Below are 24,625 nucleotides of genomic sequence, written 5' to 3' on the forward strand. Positions count from 1 at the left end.
GAATTCCAATGAGCGATCAAGACCTTCCACTCTGGCGCCTGAATCTGTTGCGCGCCTTCTATTTGCTGATCACGGTGGGGCTGGCAAGCAGTTGGGGCCCGAGCATGCTGCAGCACACCGACCTTTGGGCGCAGCGCCGGGGTGAGTTGGGCGCGATGTTGATCGGCCTGGCCATATTCTGTGTATGGGGGCTGCGTTACCCCTTGCAGATGTTGCCGCTGCTGATTTTTGAGCTGATCTGGAAAGTCCTCTGGATCTTGGCCATCGCCTACCCGCTGTGGCTGAGCGGGGCGGTCACGCCGGGCGTGGAAGCGTCCTTCTATGCCTGCTTGGCCGGGGTGGTGCTGACGCCGCTGGTGCTGCCGTGGCGCTATATCGTGCACCACTACTTCCGCAAGCCCGCTCAGCGCTGGCGTTAGTCGCCACTACAGCGACCACTGTTTCGACCTGCCCACCATTCACTCGAGTATTCTGCCGTGATGCATTCCACCGCCAATGCCCAACTCAGCCCTCCGATGCCGCAGCCCGATTGGCGAGCCCTGTTCGGCTGGCGCCGCGTGCGCACCGTCGTCATCATCTGCACCCTGCTGACTCTTTTGCTCAACCTCACCTACGCGAGCTTGACTTTTCGTTTGCCGATGCGGGTGTTCGGCACCGGCTTGGTCGTGCTGCTGGCTTTCGGTCTGACTGAGCAATGGCCTCGCCGATTGCCGAATTGGCTGGCGCGCTGGGCGCTGCAGGTGGCGGCAGTCGGCTTGGTGGTGCCGGTCACGGTGTTCCTCTTCTACAAACTCGGCACCGACGCGGGTGCGCCGGAATTCTGGAAGGAGGAGAAGCGGCTCTTTGGCTTCATGCTGATGAGCCTCTCCGGCATGCTGGTGGCACCTTGGACCGCGCTGACTGCCCTCTTACGCCAACGTGAGGCCAAAGTGGAAGAACAAGCGATCGACTTCGAACTGGAGCGCAGCGAGATGGCCCGCCAAGCGCTGGACGCGCGCATGCGCCTGCTCAGTGCGCAAGCACAGCCGCATTTTTTGTTCAACACCCTGGCCAATGTGCAGGCGCTGGTGGAAGCCGGCTCACCGCGCGCGCCGCAGCTCCTGCAAAGCCTAACGTCTTATCTGCGCGCCGCTGTGCCCAGGCTGGATGGTTCGGCCAATACGCTGGGCCAGGAGCTGGAATTGGTGCGAGCCTATCTGGAGCTGATGCAGATGCGCATGCCCGACCGCCTCGCCTTTGACCTGCATGTCGGCAGCGGCGTGCATCTCTTGCGCTGCCCGCCGATGACGCTGTTGACCCTGGTGGAAAATGCCGTTCAGCATGGCATTGACCCGAGCGAAGAAGGCGGCCGCATTGATGTCAGCGCCGAGTTGCTAGGAGACGGTCGCTGCCGCTTGACGGTCACCGACACCGGCGTCGGCCTGCAGGCAACCGGGCGAGGCCTGGGCACCGGCCTGGCGGCTTTGCGCGAACGCCTGCATTGGGCCTATGGCGGCAGCGCGACGCTGGACTTGAGCGAGGTGGAGCCGCATGGCGTGCAAGTTAGGATTGAATTCAAGATCGAGCCGAAATGAGCACAAACATCACCGCCCTGATTGCCGACGACGAACCGCTGCTGCGCGAGATCCTGGAAGCGCGCTTGGCCGCCGCCTGGCCGGATTTGAAAATCGTCGCGCAAGCGCGCAATGGCCGGCAAGCGCTTGAGCTGTTCGAGCAACATCAGCCGACGATTTGCTTCTTGGACGTGCATATGCCGGGCCTGAGCGGCATCGAGGTGGCGCGCCAGATCGGCAAGCGTTCGCATCTGGTGTTCGTGACCGCCTTTGACCAATACGCGCTGGATGCTTTTGAGCATGGCGTGCTGGACTATCTCGTCAAGCCCGTCACCGCCGCGCGCTTGGCCGAGACCGTGACGCGGCTGCAAGCGCGCTTGCAAACAGCGCAACCGGCCGTGCACACCGAGGCGCTGCTGGCGCAATTGGCCGAGCGGCTCAAGCTCGACCAGCCGGAGCCGATGCGCTGGGTGCGCGCGACGGTCGGCAGCTCCTTGCGGATGATTCCGGTTGACGATATCGATTACCTGAAGAGCGACACCAAATACACGCTGGTCGCCTACCGCGATGAGGGTCAGGCCGCCGAAGCCTTGATACGGATGCCTCTGAAAGACTTGGTCGCGCAACTCGACCCCCAGCAGTTTGCCCAGGTGCATCGCTCGGTCGTCGTCAATCTGCGCTCGATTCGCCGCGTCACCCGGGGCGACAACGAGACCGCCGACATCGAACTCAAAGGCCGCAGCGAGCGCCTGCCGGTGAGCCGCAGCTATTTGCAGTTCTTCAAGGAGATGTAGGCCCCGGCCTGCCGAGCGTTGCTGCTGAAGTTCCTATTTCAGGCTTCGTTCATCGGCGGCCCTCTGCCCGAGAATGCCTTCCAAATCCGCTGAGCAATTCAAACGAAGCTGACTCCAACACCGTCATCAATCCCTCGCATGCAAGGAAATGCAGGCTCTTGCCTTTTGCATGCCGTTCGCTGCAGGGGCTCAGCCGGACGTGGATGTTATGGTTCGATCTGCCGAGAATGCTCCCGCAGCCGAACTGGACTCGACCCATGCCCCACGACACCGCAAGCGGCTCACAAGCTATCGCGGGCTTGACTTGCCGCTCCTGTGCAACACCGCTGCAAGGTCCGTTCTGCCATGCCTGTGGCATCAAGGCACCACGCCTGCCGCTGACGCTGCCCGGCATGTGGCAGGACTTTACCGAGCGGGTGCTGCATGTCGAAAAGAGCCTCAAACGCACGGTCGGGCATCTGTGCTGGCAGCCGCAGCAGGTGTTCAAAGCCTTTATGCAGGGCCAGCGCCTGCGCTACACCCATCCGCTGCCGTTTTTGGTCGCCATTGCCACGCTCTGTGTGCTGTTGAGTCATTTTTACGGCGACGCCTACTTCGACGCCTATCGGGTCAAATTGCTGCAACAGGTCTGGGGCAGCCTGTCGCCGGCACGCAGTGCGCTCTACGCCCAACTCAATTTGTGGCTAAGCCTTTCAATGCCCTATTGGATGCTGGTCTTCACGCTGCCCAGCGCCGGTTTGCTGCGCTTGCTGTTCCCGAGGCAGGGCTTCACCGTCGCCGAGGCTTGGGCGGTAGGCCTGTACGGCATCGCCATGGCCATGTTGTTGGACTTGGCTGTCAGCGGCCTGGGCCAATGGGCACAGATGCCCATGCTGCGGCTGCAAATCATCACCGATGCGATGTTGCTGCTGATCTCCATCGCCTACTACCTGGCCTGGCTGGGATTCAAACCCTGGACGCTGCTGCGGGTAGTGGCAGCCTGCCTGTTTGGCTTTGCGCTGATGAACCAGCTGCAGGAAATGATCATTTACAGGATTGCGGCCTGGCTGCCCGGCCTGCAATGAACCCGCGGTGTGACCTGGGGTCAGGCCCGATGTGATGCGTCACATGTCGGCGTTATGCTCGCGCCGCACCCCAATCTACCGATTGCCCTCTCATGCACACAATGCCTGCCCCCACGATGGAGCCCTTGAGTGGTTACCGCGAACTGCCCAGCACCACCATGCTGGATCACGCCCGCAGCAACTATCAAAACCTGCTGCGCCGCCGTACCGTACGCGACTATGACAGCCGGCCCGTCGACCGCGCCGTGATCGAGCAATGCCTGCTTGCCGCCGGCACCGCACCATCGGGCGCTAATCAACAGCCCTGGCATTTCGTTGTGATCACCGATGCGCAGCGCAAGGCGCAGATTCGCGCCGCTGCCGAGGAGGAAGAACGCAGCTTCTACAGCGGCCGCGCGCCGGAGGAATGGCTGCGCGCGCTGGCGCCGCTGGGCACCGACGCCAGCAAGCCTTTTCTGGAAGAAGCGCCGGTCTTGATCGCGATCTTTGCGCAGAAATACGGCATCGATGAAAACGGCGAGCGTTTCAGCCATTACTACGTGCCCGAGTCGGTCGGCATCGCCACCGGCTTCTTGATCAGCGCTCTGCATGACGCCGGCCTGGCCACCCTGACCCACACGCCCAGCCCGATGGGTTTCTTGAGCAAGCTGTGCGGCCGCCCCGACGCCGAGAAGCCGGTCATCTTGTTGGTGGTGGGCTATCCCAAGCCCGGCTGCCTGGTGCCCGTGCATGGCGGCATCAAAAAGCCGCTGGAGGCGATCAGTACCTGGCTCTAAAGGCTGAGGCTTGGGCGCGTGCACAATAGCCGCCCATGCTGCCGACACCCTTCCACTTTCCCGCGCTGGATGTCCCCACCCTGCTAACCGTCTACCAGATGGTGGCAACCCTGATGATGTTGGTCACGGTTGGCGGCGCCTGGGGAACGCGGGGCCGTTACGGCATGTGGTTTTGGGCGGGCGCCTTTGCCAGCGTCGCGCTGGCCCAGCTTGTACGCAGCTGGCTGCTGGCCGTGGCGCCCCCCAGTCTGCTGACCATGACTGTCGGCCATATTGGCGGCGTGCTTTCCAGCGTTTTGGTGTTGCTGGGGGTGCGCGCCTTCCTGGGTCTGCCGTTGCGCTGGCAGCCTGCGGCCTTGTTCGCCGGCTTGGTCGCGTTGGGCTCGGTGAGCGCCTTGACCCTGGGTCAGCCGCTTTGGGTCTCGCTGTCTTTGACCTTGAGCGCCAGCGCCTTGCTGCGCTGCTTCGCACTGCGGCACATTTTCCGTGCGTGGCGCGTCCAGGGGGGCTTTGCGCTGAGCTTGATGCTGCTCGTGCTGGGCCTGTCGGTGGCGGCCCACGCCCTGCGCGCCCTCACCTCGTCGCCGGGTTTTGCAGGCTCGTCGGAGCATGCCGTCGCCACCAACAGCGTATGGCTGCTGGTTTTCATCGCCTTGCTGATTGCCCAGGCCTTCGCCGTCCTGCTGCTGCTCAATAGCGAGCTGCAACGCAGCCTCTGGTCGATGATAGAGATCGACCCCTTGACCGGCCTGCTCAACCGGCGCGGCCTGAAGAACCGCGTCGGCCGCCTGCGTCAACGCGGCGCCGGCGACAAGGCCGAGCTCGGCATGGTGGTCGCGATGATTGATTTTGATCACTTCAAAGACATCAATGACCGCCACGGCCACGCCGCCGGCGACGCCGTGCTACGCGGCCTGGGCAGACTGCTGCTCAGCCATGTGCGGCCCAATGATCTAGCCGTGCGCATGGGCGGGGAGGAGTTTGCGGTGGTCTGGCAAGAAGTCAGCGCCGAGGACGCGGTCAAGCTGGCCGAGCGCTTGCGCCTAAGCGTCGCCGACGAGATCTTCAGCACCGAAGCCGGCGCCATCCAATGCACGGTCAGCATTGGCATTGCGATGCCGCGCAGCCAGGATGAAGCGGTCGACGACCTGCTCGGCCGCGCCGACGCCGCGCTGTACAAGGCCAAACGCGAGGGCCGCAACCGGGTCGAGCGGGCCTATTGAGGTGCAGTGAGGCGGCTTGAATCGGCGTCTGCCGGGGCAGGATAACCGGCCGAAAGCCCCGGCTCATCGGCGCTTTGTCAATTTGGGGCCACCCTATCATCACGGGAACTAACGCTCCACAGACCCTCGCCATGCACAGCCCCTTCCCCTCCGCGTCCAGTTTGCCGGGCCGCAGCGTGCGGCGCAGCGTCAAGGCGGGTATATCGCTGCTTGGGGCCGCGCCCGCCTTGGCATTGAGCCTGCTTTGCGCCCTGACGCTGAGCGCCTGCGGCGGCGGGGGTGGTAGCGCCGACAGCGGCGGCAGCCCGAATCCCGGCACCACGACCCCTGGCGTCACGACCTTCACCGTGACGCCCACGCTCAACGGTGTCGCGGCCCTGGGCGCGCCCCTGACCAATGCCCAGGTCAAGGTGATGGACGGTAACGGTGCGGTCGTCGGCTCGGCCAGCACCCGCCCCAGCGACGGCTCCTACAGCCTGAGCCTCAGCAACAAGGTCTTGAAAGCGCCGCTGCTGGTGCAAGTCAGCGGCATTGACGCGGCCGGCAACCCGCAGGTGCTGCATTCGGCCGTCCCCATCATGGACGCGGCCAAGCCGGCCATGACGGCCAATATCACGCCGCTCAGCAATGCCATCGTGGCCCTGGCCCTGGGCAGCGACCCTCAGCCGGTGTTTGCCAGCTCGGCGGCCAGCGCGGCGGCCATGGCCGCGCCCGCAGCTTCGGCCGCCAGCGCGGCCGGCGAGTTCGTCAAGAGCATGATCAAAACCCAGCTCAGCGACCTCAAGTTCACCAACGCGGCTGCGCTGGACCTGCTCGGCGATGCCAGCTTTGCGGCCGACAAGAGCGCGCAAGATCTGCTGCTGGAATCCTTGCGCGTACAGCTGAGCAAGAACAACAAGGGCGTCGAGCAACTGCTGATCAGCAACAAGCTCAGCACCAGCCCCACGCCCGAGGTCCAAGTGAGCTTGGCTGCGGCCCAAACCGAGTTGCTCAAAACCACCGGCGGCACGCCGGCCACGGCCATCACCTCGACGCTGAAGCTGGCCTCGACCGCCAAGGCGACGCTGGACAATCTGCCCCTGCTGGACGAGTTGGCCAAGGGTCTGAACGCCTTGATCTCGCAGGGCAAGACCGCCGCTGACTTCAAAGCGGCCGCCCAGCTGAGCGCCTACACCCAGCACAACAGCGGCGACAAGGACGCCATCGCCGCCAAGCTGGCCGACTTTGCAATCAAAAAGGGCCAACTGGGCCGCTTCATGGTGACCGGCTGCGCCGACGACGCACTGCTGGTGGGTCTGTGCAAAAAGGTGCTGGTGTCGGCCAATGTCAGCGATGCCAGCGGCGCTTTGCTGGCCCAGTTCAGCGATGCCGTTTCCTTCACCAAGGGCGCCAATGCCACCACGCCGGGCCAATGGGGCCTGGTCGGCAATGGCAAGGGCTTTGCCGTCAACGTCTACCCGGTCAGCGTGATCCACTTGGGCAACGACGGAGCGGCCATTGCGGCAGGCGCGGCCGGCTCCGCCCCCAACCCCTGGGTCGGCATCCAAGTCGCCATTCAAGGGCAGAGCACGACGGCCACGCCGACCAAGCTCATGGACACCGCCACCGTGCAGCTGCAAAGTGGCTACAGCATTCCCTTTGCCTATTGCAGCCGCAAGCTCTTGTGCCTGTCCGATACACCGGGCGCCACCTCGGTCAAGCCCACCGGCAGCATCACCGAGCTGGTCCTCAAGCAGTCGGCCCTGGGCTGGCTGGGCAGCGCCGAAAGCCAGCGCGGCGCCAAATACACCGCCAGCTTCACGCTGGATGACAAGCCCTTGGCCGAAACCCGGGTCGCCTATTTGCCGGCGGATGTGCCGACGGACGCCCCGACGGCACGCTTCCCCGCCATCGACGGCTTGAGCAGCGGCAAGCCGCTGACGGCCGAGGCCATACGGGCCGGCTTGACGATCAACTTCGCCACTTGGGCGGCCGCCAACCCCGATATGCGCTTGATCAGCGTGCGGGTCTTGTTGGTCGGTTGGATCTTGCCCTTGTTCGTCGACACCGAGCCACCGAATGCACCGCTCACCACCTTGACGCTGGCACCGGTCGCTCTGCCCAACTCCGCCACCGTCTCGGCCGAGTTCTGGCTCGGCGCACAAGACTCGGCCGGGCGGCGTTTCTACACCCGCTACGCCCTGCCGACGCAGTAAGCAGGGGAGGCCCGGGCCGTGATCGCGGCAGGCCCTAGAAATACGTTTATGCTCAGGCCCGGAAGCCTGACCTAACGTCCCATGCACACTCTCCGACAGCAGCTCGTGTTGACCACTGCGGTGGTGTTTTCGATCGCCACGCTGGTCATCTTGGTGGCCGCGCGCTGGATAGTCGCGGGCGCCATGGCGCAAGAAACCGCTCGCGCCGGAGAACGCAGCGCCTCGCTGCTGTCGGCATCGCTGGCGCCGATGTTGGCCGAGTCCGACCTGGCCTCGATCGAAGAATTGGCCCAGGCCCTGGTGCAGCGCGGCGACTTCAGTTACGTGCAAATCAGCGATGCGCGAGGCGCCAAGCTCGCCAGCGTAGGGCCGGCGCAAGGCAGCGATGCACAGGGCTTTGTGCGCGATCTGCGCATGGGCACGCGAATCTACGGCCAGGCCAGCTTTGGCATCGCCCGCACCGGCGAACGCCAGGCAGCCCAGCAGGTGCAGTGGCAGTTGCTGGCGCTGTGCCTGGGCACGCTGCTGCTGGCCGCCGCCTCGCAAGTGCTGGTAGCGCGCCTGCTCACCAAGCGGCTGGAGGCCTTGCGCGAGGGTGCCGACCGCATGGCCGCCGGCGAACCCAATGTGCAGATCGAGGCGAGCGGCAGCAACGAGCTGGCGCAACTGGCCGGCGCTTTCAACCAAATGTCGAGTGCGCTGTCCGAGCGTTTCAAGGCGCAGCAGGCCGCCGAGCTGTCTTTGCAGCAGGCCAATGAGGCGCTGGAGCAGCGCGTTGCGCAGCGCACCGAACACCTGGAACAAACCCTCGCCCGCCTGTGTCAAACCCAGGACGAATTGGTCGAAGCGCAAAAGCTGGCCTCACTGGGCGCCTTGGTGGCAGGCATCTCGCATGAGCTCAACACGCCGATCGGCAACGCGGTGACGGCCGCCTCATCGCTGCAAAGCCTGATGAAAGACACCGCGCAGCTGGTGCAAGCACAGCAGGTCTCGCGCCGGGGCCTGAGCGAAGCGCTGCACAGCGGCGAGCAGATGGCCGGCTTGGTCTTGCGCGCGACGCAAAAGGCAGCGGGCTTGATCAGCAGCTTCAAGCGCGTGGCCGTCGATGACAGCAGTCAGCATCGCCGCAAGTTCGATCTGCGCGAGGTTTTGGAGGATTTGGTCTTGAGCTTTGGCCCCGGGCTCAAGCGCAGCCAAACGCGGGTCGAGCTGTTGGTACCGCATGGCATCGAGCTGGACAGTTATCCCGGGCCGCTCGACCAGGTGATAGGCAACTTGATTCAAAACGCCGAGCGCCATGCTTTCAACGGCCGATTGGGCGGGCTGGTGCAGATCAGCGCCCAACAGCTGGGCGAGCGGGTCGAACTGCAGGTGCGTGATGACGGCCAGGGCATGACGGTCGAGTTGCAGACACGCATCTTCGAGCCCTTCTTCACGACCAAGCTGGGCCAGGGTGGCTCGGGCCTGGGCCTGTCCATCGTGCGCAATATGGTCGGCGGCCTCTTGGGTGGTCACATCAGCGTGCGCAGCGCGCCTGGCCAAGGCTGCTGTTTCAATATCAACATCCCCTTGGCCGCACCGGCCAGGCCCATGTGAATCGGAGCTAGGGCAATGCCTGTTGACCCACGGTATCTACATCGCCGCAACTGCTTGGCTTGGCTGGCGGCCTTCAGCGCTGGCAGCGGCGTTTTCGCTCAGAGCAGCGCCAGCAGCGACCCGAGCCCCATCGTCTTTGGCATGGTGCCCTACCTGCCGGTGCAACAGTTGGTGCGCCTGTATGAGCCGGTCGTGAACTTGTTCGAGCGAACTTTGAGCAAACCCAGCCGCCTGGCCTCGGCGCCGGACTTTGAGCAGTTCATCGAGCGCGCCCGGCGCGGTGAGTTTGACCTGGTCGGCGCTTCACCCCATGTGGCGCGCATCCTGCACCGCGAAGCGGGTTTCTTGCCCCTGGTGCGCGCGACCGCGCCGCTGGAGCCGCTGCTGATCGTGCCGCTGGACAGCCCGGTCAAGCGCTTGCAAGACCTGCAGCAGCAAGCGGTCTTGATGGCCGACCCATTTGCCGTGCATGCGCTGATCGCCCTGCGCGAGATGCGCGACCAAGGTTTGGTGCCGGGGCGTGATTTCAAACTGCTGGTGGCCGGCACCCAGCGCAATGCCGTGCAGCGCATGCTCAAGGGCGACGCGGCGGCCGCCGTCGGCTCGGCTTCCACCTTGGGCATCTTGCCGGCCGAGCTGAGCGGGCGCTTTCGGGTGCTGCTGCGCGCGCCCAAGGGGCTCACGCCCATGGCCTATATGGCGCATCCACGCCTGCGGCCACAACTTGAGCGTCTGAAACAAGCCCTGCTGGCCTTCCCGGCCACACCCGAGGGCCAAGCCATGCTCAAGGCCGCTCAACATGATGGCTTGGTCACCTTGACCGACGCCGAGTTGGCCAGCGTGGATCCGCTGGTGGTGGAGTTTTACAAGCAGCGCGGGGCGGCTTGAAGACAATTCAAAGCAAAACGCGCCGCAGCGCGTTTTGCTCAATGGATGGTAGCAGGCGACTAGCGGCTTACTTCAGCAGGCCCTCGGCCTTCATCGCCGCGATCACCGCCGGGCGCGCCGCGACACGGGCGCGGAAGGCCACCAGATTCGGGTAGCCGGCAACATCCACGCCCACGTATTGACCCCAGTTGCTGACCACAAACAAATAGGCGTCGGCCACGCTGAACTGCTCGCCCATCAGGAACTGCTTGCCTTCGAGCTGTTCATTGACCCAGGCAAAGCGCTCGGCCAGCTTGGCCCGCACCTGCGGCTTGTACTCTTCGGTCGTGGCGGGGTTGAACAGCGGCGAAAAGCCCTTGTGCAGCTCGGAGGTGATGAAGTTCAACCACTCCTGCAGGCGGTAGCGCGCCATCGTGCCATTGGCCGGCGCCAGGTTCTTGTCAGGCGCTTGGTCGGCAATGTATTGGACGATGGCCGGGCCTTCGGTCAGGCGCTCGCCATTGTCCAGCTCCAGCACCGGTACCGAACCCTTGGCGTTGATGGTGTAGAAGTCGGTGCCATCGGCGAGCTTCTTGGACTTGGTGCTGGCCAGCACCAGTTCAAACTTCAGGCCCGCTTCAAGCAGGGCAATATGCGGCGACAGCGAGCAGGCACCGGGACTGTAATAGAGCTTCATAACGGGGATTCCTTGCGGGTTGAGTAACTGAGCAAGCGTACGCCGAAAAGAATTCACCCGCATGACGTCGCCCTTTCGCGTTTGATCTGAGCAAACTCACATCGGAAATTGGGGTCAGGTTGGAAATTGGGGTCAGGTTCATTTAATTCTCCCCAAGAAATGAACCTGACCCCATTTTCAAACATGCAAAATTGACACAGAACAAGACGCTAACCGAGCCGTGAAAGTAGATTGATGTTTTTGCAAAACCCAGCACCAAGCCTCTATGAAAACTGATCTGTCCACAAGGCTGAAGACGCTGGGTTGGAAGTGGCAATTGGTATTGCTGGCCTTGCTGCTGGGTTTGGCGGCGCTGGCTTGGCGCAGCTGGCGCGGCCCGGAGGTCACGACGAGCACGGTGCTGCGCCGCGACTTTGTGCAGTCGGTGGTGGCCAGCGGGCGCGTGGAGACCCCGCACCGCGCCGATATCGCGGCACAGATCACCGGCACCGTCGCGCGCGTGCCCGTCGCACAGGGCAGCCAGGTCGCAGCAGGGGACTTGCTGATTGAACTGGAATCCACCGAGTTGCGCGCCAATCAGCGCCAGGCCGAGTTGGCGGTGCAGCAGGCCTTGGCCCGCGTGCGCCAGGTCGGGGAGCTGCAAGCGCCGGTGGCCGAGCAGCAGCTGCGCCAGGCGCAAGCCAGCTTGACGAACGCCAAATCGCAGCTGAACCGGCAGCAGGCCTTGTTCGAGCAAGGCTTTATTGGCGAGGCCGCCCTGGAGCAGGCTCGCACCACGCTGGCCTTGACGGAAGCGCAATGGCGCTTGAGCCAAAAGCAGAGCGAGGCACTGCGACCCAGCGGCAGCGACGCAGCCCTGGCCGAGGCGGCGCTGGCGCAAGCGCGGGCCAGCGCCGAAGCAGCGGCCGCGCGTGCCGCCTACGCCCGCATCAAGGCGCCGGCCGCCGGCACGCTGATCGGCCGCAAGGTGGAGGTCGGTGACGTGGTGCAGGCCGGCAAGGTCTTGATGACGCTGTCGCCGGCCGGGCGCACGCAGCTGGTCTTGAGCATCGATGAGCGCAATTTGCGCCTGATCGCGCCCGGCCAGCCGGCGCTGGCGTCGGCCGACGCTTTCCCAGACCAGCGCTTTGCGGCCAAGCTGGTCTATATCAACCCCGGCGTGAACGCGCAGACCGGCGCGGTCGAGGTCAAGCTCGATGTGCCCGCGCCGCCGCCCTATCTGAGCCAGGACATGACGGTGTCGGTGGACATCGAGGTGGCACGCCGCCCGCAGGCCTTGCTGCTGCCGCTGGCCGTCGTGCGTGAGCCTCAAAGCGCCGCGCCCTGGGTGCTGCGTGTGGGCGAGGACGGGCGGGCGCGCCGCCAAAACGTGCGCCTGGGCCTGCGCAGCGGCGGCTATGCCGAGTTGCTGGACGGCCTGGCCGAAGGCGATCGTCTGGTGCTTGCGGCAGAGCCGGTGAAGGACGGCGCCCGGGTACGCAGCAAGGCGGACGCGCCCACCGCCAAGCCCGGCAGCGCCGCCCTGCCCGCCGGTCGCTGAAGGCCCGAGCGCCATGGCCCGCCCCCTGCCCTCCGCCTTGCCTTTCGAGTGGATCGTCGCGCTGCGCTTTTTGCGTGAAGGGCGGCTGCAGACCTTGTTCATCATCATCGGTGTGGCGATTGGCGTGGCGGTGATCGTGTTCATGTCGGCCTTGCTGTCCGGGCTGCAGGGCAACTTCATCCGGCGCGTGTTGACGGCGCAAGCGCATATTCAGCTGCTGCCGCACCAAGAGGTGACGCGCGCGCTGCGGCCGGCCAGCCCGACCGAGCAGCCGGGCGCCATCATCCAGCCGCCGCTGCAGCGGCTCAAGTCGATCGACCAATGGCAGGCAGTGGCCACCCAGGTGCGCGCCACGCCGGATGTGCTGGTGGTGTCGCCGCTGACCAGCGGCTCGGCCCTGGTGCTGCGCGGCAGCGCCAGCCGGGCGATTTCGGTCAACGGCATCGATCCCGATTTGTATTACCGCATCGTTGATCTGAACGACAAGCTGGTGCGCGGGCGCGCCGATCTGGGCGGCACCGACATCTTGATCGGCACCGATCTGGCCACCGATCTGGGCGTAGACATCGGCGACAAGCTGCGCCTCACGACCGCCAACTCGGCCAACGCAGACGCCAGCACCTTGACCATCATCGGCATCTTCGACCTCGGCAACAAAGGCGCCAACCAACGCAGCACCTTTGTGGCGCGCCATACCGCGCAAAGCCTGCTGGGTCTGCCCGGCGGCGTCACCAGCCTGGATGTGACGGTGCGCGATGTCTACGCGGCCGAAAAGATTGCGCAGTCGATCGAGGCCAACACCGGCGTGCAGGCCGACAGCTGGATCAAATCCAGCGCTCAATTCTTCTCGGCCGTCAGCGCGCAGACCACGGCCAACACCGCGATCCGCTTCTTTGTGGGCCTGTCGGTGGCTTTTGGGATCGCCAGCGTGCTGGTGGTGGTCGTGGTGCAGAAATCGCGCGAGATCGGCATTCTGCGCGCGATGGGCATTTCGCAAGCGCAGATTCTGCGCGTCTTCTTGCTGCAAGGTGGGCTGCTGGGCTTGGGCGGCTCGCTGGTAGGCAGCGGCGTCGGCGCGCTCGCCTTGTGGCTGTGGCAGATCTATGCACGCAATGCCGACGGCACGCCGCTGTTTCCGCTGGAGTTCGATCCGAGGCTGTTCGGCGCTGCGCTGCTACTGGCCACGCTGACGGGCCTGATCGCCGCTTTTGCGCCGGCCCTGCGTGCGGCAAGACTTGACCCCGTGGTGGCCATCCGTGCTTGAAATGACGACAACATCCGAGGCCGCCGAGTCGGTGGTGGTGCAACTGCAAGGCGTGCGCAAGGTCTTCAACCCCGGCACAGCCATCGCCACCGAGGTGCTGCACGGCATCGATCTGAGCCTGCACAAGGGCGAGTTCTGCGCGGTGATGGGGCCGTCCGGCTCGGGCAAAAGCACGCTGCTCAATATCGTCGGCCTGCTGGACCGCCCCAGCAGCGGCAGCTTGGCGATCAACGGCGAAGAAACCACCCAGCTGGACGATCGCGCGCTGACCCGGCTGCGCGGCCACAGCATAGGCTTTGTGTTCCAGTACCACCACCTGATCAGCGCTTTCACCGCGCTGGAAAACGTGATGATGCCGATGCTGGGGGCGGCCGGCTTCCCAAACGCCGAGATGCATCAGCGCGCCTTGGAGCTGATCGCCAGCGTCGGGCTGACGCCCTGGCAAGACAATATGGCCGGCAACTTGAGCGGCGGCCAGCAACAGCGCGTGGCCGTGGCGCGCGCGCTGGCCATGAAGCCAGCCCTGCTGCTGGCCGATGAACCCACCGGCAACCTCGACAGCAAAAGCGCCGATGCGGTGTTCGAACTGCTGCGCCGCGTCAACCGGGAGCAAGGCACAGCCATCCTGTTCGTGACCCATAACCCTGAATTGGCGCAGCGCTGCGACCGCACGATTCAGGTGATAGACGGCTTGGTCAGCGGCTAGCCGCTCAGACTTCTTGCTCGGGTACGAAAATCCACAACAAGATGTAGACCAGCACGCCGGAGCCGGCAAACAGCGCCAGCACCGTCAGCAGCAAGCGGCAAAGCCAGGACTCGATGCCGGTCAGCTTGGCGATGCCGCCGCAAACGCCACCGATCCAACGGTCGTCAACACTGCGCCGCAGCTCATTGATGCCGCCCGTTGCGGCGTTGCCCGTGGCCCGGTAGCCCGACGCTGACCCCGACAAGGCAGGCCCCGCACCGCCCAAGAGACGCTCTTTGGCGCGCGCGAATTCTTCGGCGGTCAAGACACCGCGCTGATGCAATTCAGCCAATTTATCCAGCTCGATGCTGTCAGACATTGCTTGCTCCTACAAAGTGATGGGCATAGCTTAACGTGAGGCCTGCACGGGCTGTTTGCAAGTTGCGACGAACTGCGATTTGGCAGCATCAAGCTGGCACGGAAAGCCCACTTCGATGAAGGCGCACACCAGCGGGCTGAAGAGGCCAGAGCTTTCTCCGCGCTAAAAGCGGGGGCGTTATTTGCCCGCTGCCGCAGCGGCCGATGTGGCGGACTGCTCCCGAATGGCATCTCGCGCGAATTCTTTGTCGCCTTTGGCGATGGGCTGCTGCCCTTTGTACGGGATGCGCGAGCCGGTCCAATAAGTCTTCTCGATATCGTCATTGGCGACGGCCTTGCCGCCCGCACCGGCGCTACAGCCCCCCACAGCACCGGCGAGCACTAACAAACAGCCCAAACCGAGGGCGCGGAACAATGATACTGATCCCATTTTTAATCATCCCTGAAGTTGCTGAGACATCGTGCAGCCCCTGTTCAGGGCACACGGCATGAAAGCCCGCTCATGCAGGCCGAAGATCTTCTTGTGCCACGATTGTGAGCGCATTGATTTCGCCTCACCAAGCGGGCAAACCCATGCCCGACGATTTTCCCTCCCATATCCCGCTAGCTCGCTCGGTTATGCTTTTCGAATGAACCCCATTCATCGCCGCCTGCTACTCATCGCCGCCCTGCTCGCCAGCGCAGCGCTGACGCTGACTGCGCTGGGCGTGAGCGGGCTGCTTTGGCGAGGTCGGGCGCTGCCCCGCTTCGCCAGTGCAGTGTTGATCGGGCTGCTGGTGCTGAGATTCACCGTGCCCTTGACCATCTTGGGCAGTGATCTGGCCTTCAAGCAGTTGCTGGCCGAGGACTACCGATCCAGCCAGCAAGGCATCACCAACACGGCCAGCGAGTTAGGGCGCCAAGCCGCTTCCGCCAGCCAAGCAGGCGCCTCAGCAGCCCATGAGTCGACCTTGGACAGGCTCAAGCACGCGGCCACGCTACCGGACGTGCGCGCCTATGCGGAGCGCATGCAGTTGGCGGCGGACCGCGCCGTCAGCGACTTGATCAGGCTGATCGTCAGCTTCTTGATGCAGACCTTGGTGTTCCCGCTGCTGCTGATGTGGCTGATGCTGAGCATGGCAAAGCAGGCATTGCTGGCTGCCGCTAACCGGCCCAGTCCACCCGCCATTCAACGCCGCTAAGCGCCATTCGCCGCTTAGCCTTCGCAGCGCCATGCGAGGCTGCCCATAATCCGCTCCAGCTCAGAACAGCTCTGAAGATACTGGAGGACGGATATGAGATACCGAAAACAACTGCTGCACCGAGCCGCGTGCGCCGGGGCGACCTTGGGCCTGGCGCTCAGCCTCGCTTTCGCCGGCAAGCCCGCTGCAGCGGCTAGCGCGCCTGGCAAGAGCATCACCAGCCCCTGCCGCATCGAGGGCATGCCCAATGAGCTGCAGTGCGGCAGCATTCAGCGTCCGCTGAATCCGGCCGATCCGGCTGGCACGCAGATAAGCATCCACTTCCTCGTCGTGCCGGCGATGGCGCGCAACAAGCAGCCCGACCCGGTCTTGATGCTGGCCGGCGGCCCCGGCCAGAGCGCGATTGCGGTGGCCCCCATGGTGATGAGCCGGCTGGCGCGGCTGAACAACCGGCGCGACATCGTCTTCATCGACCAGCGCGGCACCGGCAAGTCGGCGCCGCTGCAATGCGCCGATGAACGCGAGCTGCCCTTTGAACAGGCGCTCGATGCGAGCGCACAGCTCAAGCGGCTGGAGACCTGTCGCCAAGACCTGGCCAAGCTGGCGCACGGCGATCTGCGCTTTTACTCCACCACCATTGCGATGCAAGATTTTGAAGCGGTGCGGGTGGCTCTGGGGGCTGCGCAGTGGAATTTGATCGGCGGCAGTTATGGCACGCGGGCCGGGTTGGAGTATCTGCGCCTGTTCCCGGCGCAAGTGCGGCGCACCGTGCTGGACGGCGTTGCGCCGCCGGATATGGTCTTGCCTGCCAGCTTCTCGACCGACGGCCAGGCCGCGCTCGATGCCAGCTTGCGGGCCTGTGAGAAAGAGCCGGCCTGCGCTCAGCAATTCCCGCAGCTGCGTCAGCAGTGGGCCGGCCTCTTGCACAGCATGCCGCGCCAGCTCAGCGTTAAGCACCCATTGACCGGCCAAGACGAGCGCTTCACGCTGAGCCGCGACATGCTCTTGCGCAGCGTGCGCCTGCCGCTGTATGCGCCGGCGCTGGCGTCCGCCCTGCCCGCCGCCATCCACGCCGCCGGCGAAGGGCGCTTTGAAAGCTTGATGGGCTTGAGCGGCGCATTGGCGAGCAGCAAGTCCAGCCGGCTGGCGATGGGCATGCATTTCTCGGTCGTGTGCGCCGAGGATGTACCGCGCCTGGACAAGGCCGGCGACCCGCCGGGTGCCGACTTTGGGCGCGGTGACGCCCAGCTCTACACACAGGTCTGCAAGGATTGGCCGCGCGCGCAGATCGCGGACGAGTTCTTCAGCATGCCGCCGGCCACCTCGCCGGTGCTGCTGCTCAGCGGCGGAGCCGACCCGGCCACGCCGCCACGCCATGGCGATCGCGCAGCCAAGGCCTTGGCCGCTGCTAACCCCAAGCTGGTACAGCACATCGTCGTGCCCGAGGCCGGCCATGGCGTGATGGGGGTGGGCTGCATGCGTGAGCTGCTGTTCCGCTTTATTGACGCCAAGACCGATGCGCTGGCGCTACCGCAGGACGCGGCCTGCGCCAGCAAGATCCCGCGCCCCGGCGCCTTCCTGCCGGTGCAGGCCAGCAAGGGGCAACAGCCATGATCCGCATAGAGAACGTCAGCAAACAATTCATCGCCAAGAGTGGCGGCTCCTTGCTCAAGCGGCCGGCCAAGCTGTTGGTGCAAGCGGTCAAATCGGTGACGGTGGACGCGCCCGATGGCCGCATCACAGGCTTGCTCGGCCCCAACGGCGCCGGCAAGACGACCACGCTGCGCATGCTCGGCGGCTTGTTCACGCCGGACAGCGGCAGCATCACGGTAGACGGCATCACGGTGGCCGAGCAGCCGCGCCAAGCGCTGGCACGCATGGGCATTCTGGGCGACGCCCATGGCCTTTACCCGCGCTTGTCGGCGCGAGAAAACATCATCTACTTCGGCCATCTGCAAGGCATGGAAGAAGATGCTGCGAATGCCCGCGCCGAGGCCCTGGCCGAGCTCTTGGAGATGACCAAAATCCTCGACCGCCGCGCCGAGGGCTTCAGCCAGGGTGAACGGATGAAGACGGCGCTGGCCCGAGCGCTGGTGCATGACCCGGCGCATATCGTGCTGGACGAGCCGACCAATGGCCTGGATGTGCTGGCCACGCGGGCCTTGCGCGAGGCGCTACGTCATCTGCGTTCGAAAGAGGGCGGCAGCAAATGCATCATTTTCTCGACCCACATCATGCAAGAGGTGGAGCAGCTGTGTGAGCACGTCGTGATCGTGGCGAATGGGCGCAGCGTCGCCGAGGGCTCGGTTGAGCAGTTGCTTGAACAAGCCGGCGAGCGCAAGTTCGAAGACGCCTTCGTCAAGCTGGCCTTTCACCACGAACAAACGGGAGCGGCGGCATGAGGACTGCAGCAAGCATGAGCAAGAATTTCTGGATCGTTTTTGTCAAGGAAGTGCTGGACGCGCTGCGCGACCGGCGTACGCTGCTTCGCCTGATGGTGCCGGCCGTGCTGATGGGGCCGCTGCTGCTGTTGGCGCTGTCGGGCTTTATCTCCTCGCTGGAGGAGCGCGCCGACAAGCGCGAAGTGATGGTGGCCGGCATCGAGCACGCACCGAGCCTGCGCAACTACCTGGAGCGCCAGACCTACACCATCAAAGTAGCCCCGGCCGACTATGAGGCTCAATTGCGCAATACCAAATTGCTGGAGCCGGTGCTGGTAATCGGCAAAGACTTTGAGAAGGAATTGCTGACCGGCCAGCAGCCGACCGTGGAGTTGGTCAGCGACAGCGCCAACCAGCGGGCCAGCACAGGCCTGGGAGGCCTGGGGCGCTTGCTGGGCGGCTTCAACCGCGAGCGCGCGACGCTGAATATGGCACTGCGCGGCGTCTCGACCGAATTGCTGCAGCCGGTCTTGGTGGAAGAGCGTGACCTGGCCAGCGCCCAGGCCCGCGCCACCCGCATCACCAGCATCATCCCGATGTTCATCATCATGGCGGTGCTTTACGGCGCGCTAACGGCCGCGCTCGACAGCACCGCCGGCGAGCGCGAACGCGGCTCGCTGGAGCCGCTGTTGATGAACCCGGTGCAACACCTGGCCCTGGTGCTGGGCAAATGGGGCGCAGTGGCCTTGCTGGGCCTCTTGGTGGCGCTGCTGGCCAGCCTGAGCTTCATCCCGGCGCAATGGCTGCTCAGGAGCGACAGCTTGCAGGCGATGTTCCAGTTCGGCTGGTACGAGGTGTTCGCCTTCTTGCTCTTGCAGCTGCCGCTGGCGGCGGGCCTGGGCGCGGTCTTGATGGCGATGGCGATTCGCTCCAAGACCTTCAAAGAGGCGCAGGCCGGCAGCGGCTTGATCGTCACGCTGGTGGGCTTGGCGCCCATGGTCAGCATGCTCAACCCCGGCGGCGACGCAGCCTGGTATTTATGGGTGCCAGGTCTTGCTCAGAACACGCTGATGATGCTGGTGCTGAAGGGCGAGGCCCTGAGCTGGGCGCAAGTGATGCCGGGGGTCTTGGTAGGCGCGACCTTGACGGTAGGCTGTTTACTCTTCGTCGCCAAGTCCATGCGAGTGGCCGTGGCCGGGCACAAATAGCCTCACGGCGGGCAGTTCGCTGCCCGCAATCTCAATGCAAGCCCAGCGCCCGCCGTACTTCGCACTGCCAAGGCAGGGCGTGAACAATCTCGTTCAGTTGCCGCGCCGACTCCATAGGCGCCAAGACTTGCCCTGCACGGTTGACGAACTGCAGATTGGTGATCAAGGCCATCGGGTCCACCATCGCCACCAGACCCGCCGGCAGACTGACCCAATCCCAGGCCACGCCCGCGATGGCTTGGCCATCTGCCCCCTGCCACAGGGTTTGCCCCATGGCCGGGTGTTCGGCGTCGCCGGCGACCAACACCTGCGTACTCAAATGCGCCAATTGCAAACTGGGGGCGTGCTGGGTTTCACACAAAACTCTGGGCCATGCGTACACAATCCAAGCAGGAGTCATATTTTTGATATAAGAAGTGAAATACGCTGAACAAGCGCGGGCAAGCTGAAGCCAGTGTGCAAGCTGAACCGCTGTTTCACCAGCTGTAAACCTTGTCAGGGAGACAACGGATGGGCTTGGCAGCCAATTGGCGCTAAGCTGGTATGGAGGGAGGCATTCGATGTTAGACGGGCGATACCAATCGGTGCTTGAGGCGGGCAACCGGGCTGTGTTCACCAGCGAGCTGGAGCACTTCACCAAGGCCATGGGCTTTGACAATTTCTCCGCGATGACGGTGGTCGATCACTCCTTGGGGAGGTCTGATTTCATCAATGTTGACAACTGTCCGAGTGGGTTTCGTGCTGCGATGGACAGCCCCCAACTGGGTCAACGCGATCCGGTCATGCAGCATTGCAAGCGACAGAGCGTGCCGATAGTTTGGGATCAGCAGACTTATGTGCGCAATAACGCCGCCGAACTCTGGGAAGCTCAAGCTCGGTTTGGCTACCGCACCGGCATCTGCCTTGCTTTGCATCTACCCGAGGGACGGCATTTTGTGCTGGGCATGGAGCGTCATGAATCCCTGCCTTCCGACACAGTGCAATTGACCCGTATGGTTGCAGATCTGCAACTGTATGCCGTCCATGCAATGGACACGGCCCTGCGGGTACTCTTGCCGCCTGAGCAGCAACTCGACCGACCCCATCTAACGCCGCGCGAGTTAGAGGCTTTACGTTGGACCATGGATGGCAAAACGGCTTGGGAGGTCGGCGCCATTTTGAGCATCAGCGAGCGCACGGCCGTCCTGCATCTAAGCAATGCAATGCGTAAGCTTGATTGCAATAACAAACACCAAGCCGTCCTGAAGGCGATGCGAATCGGCCTGATCCGCTGAACCTGCCCTGCATGCCCTGTAAGAGTTGACAGTTACCACTTGCTGCAGTCTTTGCTTCAATTGCTCTGTGCCGATAGCACGCACCCTACTAAATCGGAATCTGCCATGCAAAACGAACAAATTCAGCCCTTGATTTCTCAGCCGCTTTCAGCGCCAGGTCCAACAGAGATTGATGCCCAGTTGCTGCATTTGGTGTGCGGAGGCTCGACACCCATCGCTAACGCTGGCGCCGATCCAATCCCCTGTCCAAAAGGCACGTGGTAATTCCCAAGCGCTTGCCATCAGGGCGATTGATGCGGGAGGCTGGAGGCGAATAGCCTCGGTTCTCCTTCGTCCATGCTCTTCCGCCCCGAGGCCCACCAAGGCCAACAACAAGCTTGGCTCGGCAGCATTCAGCTGCTGAGGCCGCTCTCGCTCAGGGTACTGAGCCTTACCGCCGTCACGGCGGTGGTGGTCGTGGCCGTCTTTCTGAGTCAGGCCGAATACACCCGCAAAGCGCGAGTCAGCGGCTATCTGCTGCCCGACAGGGGTGTGCTGCGGGTCAGCAGCGCCCAAGCGGCGACCGTGCTGACACGGGAGGTCAGCGAAGGCCAGTCGGTCAAGGCCGGCGATGTGCTGTTCGTGCTCAGCCTGGACAGCGCCAACCAGAGCGCCGAGGCCATCGCCAAGAACCTGTCGGCCGGTCAGCAAAGCCTGCAGATGAGCGCCGAACATCAGCGGCAGTTAGCGCACACTCAGCAGCAAACACTGACGCTGCGCAGCAAAGGTATTGAGCGCGAGCTAAGCTTGCTGAAGGCCGAGGCCGGCTTGCAGCAGGAACGCCAGGCACTGGCCGACGCCGCCTTGGCGCGGCTGGAGCAGCTCAGCCGCGAGCAATTCATCTCTGCGGCCCAGGTGCAGGCCAAGCGCGAGGAGGTGCTGGGCCTGCGCGCCCAGGGCCAAGCGCTGGAGCGGCAGCGCGAGACCTTGCTGCGTGAGCAAGCAGCAACCCTGGCCGAGGCACAGCAATTGCCGCTGAAAGAGCAGGTGCTGCAAGGCGTGATTGAGCGCGACAGCGCCGAACTGAATCGCCTCGGCTTAGAAACCGAGGGCAAGCGCCGCCTGGTCTTGCGGGCACCGAGCGACGGCGTTGTCGCCACGCTGCAGGCCGAGCCGGGCCAAAGCGTGAACGCCGGCGCCGTCTTGGCCAGCGTGTTGCCGGCGCAGGCGCAGATGCTGGCACAGCTGTACGCACCATCCAGCGCGGTCGGTTTTGTGCGGCCGCAGCAGGCAGTGAATCTGCGCTATCAAGCCTTCCCCTACCAAAAATTCGGCAGCCAAAGTGGTCGCGTTTTGCAGGTCTCACGCACGCCGCTGACGCCGGCCGAGCTGGCCTTGCTGAACCTGCCCGCCGCCCTCAGCCAGGGCGCGCAGAGTGAGCCGCTGTACCGCATCACCGTCGGTCTCGACCGCCAGACCGTCACGGCCTATGGCCAGGAGCAGGCCTTGAGCGCCGGTATGCAGTTGGAAGCCGATGTGCTGCTGGAGCGGCGGCGCCTGATCGAATGGATTTTTGAGCCCTTGTTGAGCCTTGCCCGCCGTGTCTGAATCGCCGAACTTGATTGAGCGCCTCCATCTCGGTTGGCGCGGCCGCAGCCGCATGCCGCTGCTGCTGCAAACCGAAGCGGCCGAATGCGGTCTGGCTTGCTTGGCCATGATTGCCAGCCACCATGGCCGCCAGCTCAATCTCGCGCAGATGCGGGCGCGCTTTTCGCTGTCGCTGAAGGGTGCGACCATGGCAGATTTGGTCCGCATGGCGGCCGATCTGGGCTTGAGCAGCCGCGCGCTGAGGGCTGAGCCAGCACATTTGGCGCAGCTGCATCTGCCGGCCGTGCTGCACTGGGACTTCAATCATTTTGTCGTGCTGGCCGAGATTCGCGGTGACTTCGCCATCATTCACGACCCGGCTCATGGCCGGCGCCGCCTGCGCCTGACCGAACTCTCTCGCCACTTCACCGGCGTGGCGCTGGAGCTTCGACCGAGCCACAGCTTCGCGCCGCAAGCCGCTGCGCCGCGCCTGCGCTGGCGCCAGCTGTTCGGCCACATCAGCGGGCTCAAACGCGCCCTGCTGCAGATTCTGGGTCTGGCCTTGGCGCTCGAGATGCTGGCCCTGCTCTCGCCCTTCTTGCTGCAATGGGTGGTGGACGGCGTGCTGGTCAGCGCCGACCGCGATCTCTTGGTGACCTTGGGCCTGGGCTTTGGCCTGCTGGTGCTGCTGCAGGTCGGCGTCGGCGCGCTGCGCTCCTGGGCGGTGCTGTATCTGTCGGCCTCGCTGAATGTGCAGTGGCTGACGCAGGTGTTCGGCCATCTGCTCAAGCTACCCCTGGCCTGGTTCGAGAAGCGTCATATCGGCGATATCTGGTCACGCTTCGGCAGCGTGCAACTGATTCAGCGCACGCTCTCGACCCGCTTTGCCGAGGCGGTGTTGGACGGCCTGATGGTCATCCTCACTCTAGGACTGATGTGGATCTACAGCCCGCGTTTGAGCGGCTTGGCGCTGCTGGCGGTAGCCGCCTATGCGCTGCTGCGCTGGGCGTTCTTCAAGCCGCTGCGCGAGGCCTCGGAAGAAGCGCTGGTGCATGAAGCCAAGCAGAACAGTCACTTCCTCGAATCGCTGCGCGGCGCGCAGGCGATCAAACTGTTTAACGCGCAGGCCGAGCGCAGCGCCGCCTTTGCCAACCTGGTGGTTGAGCAGATGAATGCCGGCATTGAGGTGCGCCGACTCGACCTCTGGATGGACGTAGGCCACAAACTTTTGTTTGGGCTTGAGCGGGTCGCCATCATCTGGGTCGGCGCTCTTTTGGTACTGGAGCGCGAGCTGTCGGTCGGCATGCTGTTCGCCTTTTTGGCCTACAAGGAACAGTTCACGCTGCGCCTGGCCGGCTTGATCGACAAGGGCGTGGAGCTCAGCATGTTGCGCCTGCAGGGCGAGCGTCTCGCCGACATCGTGCTGACGGCACCCGAAACCGATGCTGGCCATACGGCCCCGGCGCCTGACAGCGAAGGCCGCCTGACTTTGCACGCTGTGAGTTTTCGTTATGCAGACGGCGAGCCGACGGTGCTCAGCGACTGCAGCTTCAGCGTTGCAGCGGGCGAATCGGTCGCCGTCGTCGGCCCCTCGGGCTGCGGCAAGACCACGCTGCTGAAGCTGCTGCTGGGTATTCACCGCCCGCTGGCCGGCGAAATCCGCGTTGACGGCGTGCCGCTGGCGCAAATCGGTCTGAGCGCCTGGCGCGCGCGCATCGGCACGGTGATGCAGGATGACCAGTTGTTCGCCGGCAGCATCAAGGACAACATCGCGTTCTTCGACCCCGATGCCGACCTGAAGTGGGTCGAGGAATGTGCGGAAAGAGCCTGCGTGCTGGCCGATATCAAGGCCATGCCCATGGGCTTTCAAAGCCTGATTGGCGATATGGGCAGCAGCCTGTCGGGCGGCCAACGCCAGCGCATCTTGCTGGCACGCGCCCTCTACAAACGACCCCAGTTCCTGTTTCTGGATGAAGCGACCAGTGCCCTCGACGTGGCGCGCGAACGCGAGGTCAACGCTTCGCTAAGCGGCTTGAAGCTGACGCGCATCGTCATCGCGCACCGCCCCGAAACCATCGCGGCGGCGGAGCGGGTGATCAGGCTAGAGGCTGGCCGAGCGGTGCTTTAAGGATGCTCTGCGCAACTCAGCGCGAGTGGGTGCAGTGCGGATCGGGATGGGCTGCAAGGCGCGTTTTGCAGCCAATAGCAGTAGCTATTGGCAAGAAATGCAACGCCGCATACCGCACGAGGCCGCACTAGCACACGCCGCGAGGAGTTGTGTAGAGCATCCTCAACGCCGGCTATGGCCGGCATCGATTTTGCCAACTGGACGCTGGTGCTCGCTGAATTTAGAGTTCAGCTATTGATACCCCAACAACAATAG

The 24,625-nt window shown here is 64.1% G+C and carries 23 protein-coding genes; 19 read left to right on the forward strand and 4 right to left on the reverse strand.

Annotated elements, in window-relative coordinates; all coding sequences use genetic code 11:
• The first annotated feature begins 8 nt into the window (after positions 1–8).
• The 9 genes from LNV08_RS05805 (at position 9) to LNV08_RS05845 (ending at position 10,089) form a co-directional block, all read left to right on the forward strand.
• Complete coding sequence (locus LNV08_RS05805) at positions 9–419, forward strand: hypothetical protein (RefSeq protein WP_263532723.1); 411 nt, start codon at positions 9–11, stop codon at positions 417–419.
• A gap of 60 nt (positions 420–479) precedes the next feature.
• The gene (locus LNV08_RS05810; protein WP_263532962.1) at positions 480–1,574 is read left to right on the forward strand and encodes a sensor histidine kinase; all 1,095 of its coding nucleotides are present in this window, start codon (positions 480–482) and stop codon (positions 1,572–1,574) included.
• Positions 1,571–2,347 carry a LytR/AlgR family response regulator transcription factor gene (locus tag LNV08_RS05815; RefSeq protein WP_263532724.1) on the forward strand — a complete coding sequence of 259 codons (777 nt, stop codon included), beginning with the start codon at positions 1,571–1,573 and terminating at the stop codon, positions 2,345–2,347. The genes LNV08_RS05810 and LNV08_RS05815 overlap by 4 nt, the downstream gene beginning before the upstream one ends.
• Positions 2,348–2,604: 257 nt before the next feature.
• Positions 2,605–3,411 (forward strand): DUF3667 domain-containing protein, encoded by an 807-nt coding sequence (locus LNV08_RS05820; protein WP_263532725.1) that lies wholly within the window; start codon positions 2,605–2,607, stop codon positions 3,409–3,411.
• Positions 3,412–3,512: 101 nt separating this feature from the next.
• Positions 3,513–4,187: a nitroreductase family protein gene (locus LNV08_RS05825; protein WP_263532726.1), complete on the forward strand. Its 675-nt coding sequence runs from the start codon at positions 3,513–3,515 to the stop codon at positions 4,185–4,187.
• A 35-nt stretch (positions 4,188–4,222) separates the two neighbouring features.
• Positions 4,223–5,410 carry a sensor domain-containing diguanylate cyclase gene (locus LNV08_RS05830; protein ID WP_263532727.1) on the forward strand — a complete coding sequence of 396 codons (1,188 nt, stop codon included), beginning with the start codon at positions 4,223–4,225 and terminating at the stop codon, positions 5,408–5,410.
• A gap of 131 nt (positions 5,411–5,541) precedes the next feature.
• Entirely contained in the window at positions 5,542–7,605 is a 2,064-nt protein-coding gene (locus tag LNV08_RS05835) for a hypothetical protein (RefSeq protein WP_263532728.1), read from the forward strand.
• 81 nt (positions 7,606–7,686) lie between these two features.
• Positions 7,687–9,201, forward strand: a complete 1,515-nt coding sequence (locus LNV08_RS05840) for an ATP-binding protein (protein WP_263532729.1) — start codon at positions 7,687–7,689, stop codon at positions 9,199–9,201.
• A gap of 15 nt (positions 9,202–9,216) precedes the next feature.
• Positions 9,217–10,089 (forward strand): phosphate/phosphite/phosphonate ABC transporter substrate-binding protein, encoded by an 873-nt coding sequence (locus tag LNV08_RS05845; protein WP_263532730.1) that lies wholly within the window; start codon positions 9,217–9,219, stop codon positions 10,087–10,089.
• A gap of 67 nt (positions 10,090–10,156) precedes the next feature.
• Here LNV08_RS05845 and gstA read toward each other — a convergent pair whose 3' ends face one another.
• A complete protein-coding gene (gene gstA / locus LNV08_RS05850) occupies positions 10,157–10,765 on the reverse strand; it encodes a glutathione transferase GstA (RefSeq protein ID WP_263532731.1) in 609 nt (202 codons plus the stop codon).
• Between the two features lie 265 nt (positions 10,766–11,030).
• On the opposite strand from gstA, the gene LNV08_RS05855 reads away from it, so the two are divergent.
• Genes LNV08_RS05855 through LNV08_RS05865 form a run of 3 tightly spaced genes read left to right on the forward strand, consistent with a single transcriptional unit; the run spans position 11,031 to position 14,275 of the window.
• Positions 11,031–12,305 (forward strand): efflux RND transporter periplasmic adaptor subunit, encoded by a 1,275-nt coding sequence (locus LNV08_RS05855; RefSeq protein ID WP_263532732.1) that lies wholly within the window; start codon positions 11,031–11,033, stop codon positions 12,303–12,305.
• Between the two features lie 13 nt (positions 12,306–12,318).
• Positions 12,319–13,569 (forward strand): ABC transporter permease, encoded by a 1,251-nt coding sequence (locus LNV08_RS05860; RefSeq protein ID WP_263532733.1) that lies wholly within the window; start codon positions 12,319–12,321, stop codon positions 13,567–13,569.
• Position 13,570: 1 nt separating this feature from the next.
• A complete protein-coding gene (locus LNV08_RS05865) occupies positions 13,571–14,275 on the forward strand; it encodes an ABC transporter ATP-binding protein (RefSeq protein ID WP_263532734.1) in 705 nt (234 codons plus the stop codon).
• Between the two features lie 4 nt (positions 14,276–14,279).
• On the opposite strand, the gene LNV08_RS05870 is transcribed toward LNV08_RS05865, so the two are convergent.
• Together LNV08_RS05870 and LNV08_RS05875 are read right to left on the reverse strand one after the other, a co-directional pair.
• Positions 14,280–14,633 carry a PspC domain-containing protein gene (locus LNV08_RS05870; RefSeq protein WP_263532735.1) on the reverse strand — a complete coding sequence of 118 codons (354 nt, stop codon included), beginning with the start codon at positions 14,631–14,633 and terminating at the stop codon, positions 14,280–14,282.
• A gap of 177 nt (positions 14,634–14,810) precedes the next feature.
• On the reverse strand, positions 14,811–15,062 hold the full coding sequence (locus tag LNV08_RS05875; protein ID WP_263532736.1) for a hypothetical protein: 252 nt from the start codon (positions 15,060–15,062) through the stop codon (positions 14,811–14,813).
• A 199-nt stretch (positions 15,063–15,261) separates the two neighbouring features.
• Here LNV08_RS05875 and LNV08_RS05880 point away from each other — a divergent pair, with 199 nt between their 5' ends.
• The 4 genes from LNV08_RS05880 (at position 15,262) to LNV08_RS05895 (ending at position 19,402) form a co-directional block, all read left to right on the forward strand.
• Entirely contained in the window at positions 15,262–15,813 is a 552-nt protein-coding gene (locus LNV08_RS05880) for a hypothetical protein (protein WP_263532737.1), read from the forward strand.
• 93 nt (positions 15,814–15,906) lie between these two features.
• Positions 15,907–17,427 carry an alpha/beta hydrolase gene (locus LNV08_RS05885; protein WP_263532738.1) on the forward strand — a complete coding sequence of 507 codons (1,521 nt, stop codon included), beginning with the start codon at positions 15,907–15,909 and terminating at the stop codon, positions 17,425–17,427.
• A complete protein-coding gene (locus tag LNV08_RS05890; RefSeq protein ID WP_263532739.1) occupies positions 17,424–18,215 on the forward strand; it encodes an ATP-binding cassette domain-containing protein in 792 nt (263 codons plus the stop codon). Before LNV08_RS05885 ends, LNV08_RS05890 begins: the two co-directional genes overlap by 4 nt.
• A 14-nt stretch (positions 18,216–18,229) precedes the next feature.
• A complete protein-coding gene (locus tag LNV08_RS05895; RefSeq protein WP_263532740.1) occupies positions 18,230–19,402 on the forward strand; it encodes an ABC transporter permease in 1,173 nt (390 codons plus the stop codon).
• A gap of 31 nt (positions 19,403–19,433) precedes the next feature.
• On the opposite strand, the gene LNV08_RS05900 is transcribed toward LNV08_RS05895, so the two are convergent.
• A complete protein-coding gene (locus tag LNV08_RS05900; RefSeq protein WP_263532741.1) occupies positions 19,434–19,802 on the reverse strand; it encodes a DUF4902 domain-containing protein in 369 nt (122 codons plus the stop codon).
• A 160-nt stretch (positions 19,803–19,962) separates the two neighbouring features.
• On the opposite strand from LNV08_RS05900, the gene LNV08_RS05905 reads away from it, so the two are divergent.
• From LNV08_RS05905 to LNV08_RS05915, 3 genes are all read left to right on the forward strand, one after another.
• Positions 19,963–20,676, forward strand: a complete 714-nt coding sequence (locus LNV08_RS05905) for a helix-turn-helix transcriptional regulator (RefSeq protein WP_263532742.1) — start codon at positions 19,963–19,965, stop codon at positions 20,674–20,676.
• A 336-nt stretch (positions 20,677–21,012) separates the two neighbouring features.
• Complete coding sequence (locus LNV08_RS05910) at positions 21,013–22,263, forward strand: HlyD family secretion protein (protein WP_263532743.1); 1,251 nt, start codon at positions 21,013–21,015, stop codon at positions 22,261–22,263.
• On the forward strand, positions 22,256–24,370 hold the full coding sequence (locus LNV08_RS05915) for a peptidase domain-containing ABC transporter (protein WP_263532744.1): 2,115 nt from the start codon (positions 22,256–22,258) through the stop codon (positions 24,368–24,370). Before LNV08_RS05910 ends, LNV08_RS05915 begins: the two co-directional genes overlap by 8 nt.
• Positions 24,371–24,625 lie beyond the last annotated feature (255 nt).

Source organism: Paucibacter sp. TC2R-5 (genome assembly GCF_025717605.1).
In the GTDB taxonomy this organism is placed as follows: domain Bacteria; phylum Pseudomonadota; class Gammaproteobacteria; order Burkholderiales; family Burkholderiaceae_C; genus Paucibacter_A; species Paucibacter_A albus.

Coding starts and splice junctions, on each gene's coding strand:
- LNV08_RS05805 (WP_263532723.1), top strand. CDS start 9: ATGAGCGATCAAGACCTTCCACTCTGGCGCCTGAATCTGTTGCGCGCC.
- LNV08_RS05810 (WP_263532962.1), top strand. CDS start 480: ATGCATTCCACCGCCAATGCCCAACTCAGCCCTCCGATGCCGCAGCCC.
- LNV08_RS05815 (WP_263532724.1), top strand. CDS start 1,571: ATGAGCACAAACATCACCGCCCTGATTGCCGACGACGAACCGCTGCTG.
- LNV08_RS05820 (WP_263532725.1), top strand. CDS start 2,605: ATGCCCCACGACACCGCAAGCGGCTCACAAGCTATCGCGGGCTTGACT.
- LNV08_RS05825 (WP_263532726.1), top strand. CDS start 3,513: ATGCCTGCCCCCACGATGGAGCCCTTGAGTGGTTACCGCGAACTGCCC.
- LNV08_RS05830 (WP_263532727.1), top strand. CDS start 4,223: ATGCTGCCGACACCCTTCCACTTTCCCGCGCTGGATGTCCCCACCCTG.
- LNV08_RS05835 (WP_263532728.1), top strand. CDS start 5,542: ATGCACAGCCCCTTCCCCTCCGCGTCCAGTTTGCCGGGCCGCAGCGTG.
- LNV08_RS05840 (WP_263532729.1), top strand. CDS start 7,687: ATGCACACTCTCCGACAGCAGCTCGTGTTGACCACTGCGGTGGTGTTT.
- LNV08_RS05845 (WP_263532730.1), top strand. CDS start 9,217: ATGCCTGTTGACCCACGGTATCTACATCGCCGCAACTGCTTGGCTTGG.
- gstA (WP_263532731.1), bottom strand. CDS start 10,765: ATGAAGCTCTATTACAGTCCCGGTGCCTGCTCGCTGTCGCCGCATATT.
- LNV08_RS05855 (WP_263532732.1), top strand. CDS start 11,031: ATGAAAACTGATCTGTCCACAAGGCTGAAGACGCTGGGTTGGAAGTGG.
- LNV08_RS05860 (WP_263532733.1), top strand. CDS start 12,319: ATGGCCCGCCCCCTGCCCTCCGCCTTGCCTTTCGAGTGGATCGTCGCG.
- LNV08_RS05865 (WP_263532734.1), top strand. CDS start 13,571: ATGACGACAACATCCGAGGCCGCCGAGTCGGTGGTGGTGCAACTGCAA.
- LNV08_RS05870 (WP_263532735.1), bottom strand. CDS start 14,633: ATGTCTGACAGCATCGAGCTGGATAAATTGGCTGAATTGCATCAGCGC.
- LNV08_RS05875 (WP_263532736.1), bottom strand. CDS start 15,062: ATGGGATCAGTATCATTGTTCCGCGCCCTCGGTTTGGGCTGTTTGTTA.
- LNV08_RS05880 (WP_263532737.1), top strand. CDS start 15,262: ATGAACCCCATTCATCGCCGCCTGCTACTCATCGCCGCCCTGCTCGCC.
- LNV08_RS05885 (WP_263532738.1), top strand. CDS start 15,907: ATGAGATACCGAAAACAACTGCTGCACCGAGCCGCGTGCGCCGGGGCG.
- LNV08_RS05890 (WP_263532739.1), top strand. CDS start 17,424: ATGATCCGCATAGAGAACGTCAGCAAACAATTCATCGCCAAGAGTGGC.
- LNV08_RS05895 (WP_263532740.1), top strand. CDS start 18,230: ATGAGCAAGAATTTCTGGATCGTTTTTGTCAAGGAAGTGCTGGACGCG.
- LNV08_RS05900 (WP_263532741.1), bottom strand. CDS start 19,802: ATGACTCCTGCTTGGATTGTGTACGCATGGCCCAGAGTTTTGTGTGAA.
- LNV08_RS05905 (WP_263532742.1), top strand. CDS start 19,963: ATGTTAGACGGGCGATACCAATCGGTGCTTGAGGCGGGCAACCGGGCT.
- LNV08_RS05910 (WP_263532743.1), top strand. CDS start 21,013: ATGCTCTTCCGCCCCGAGGCCCACCAAGGCCAACAACAAGCTTGGCTC.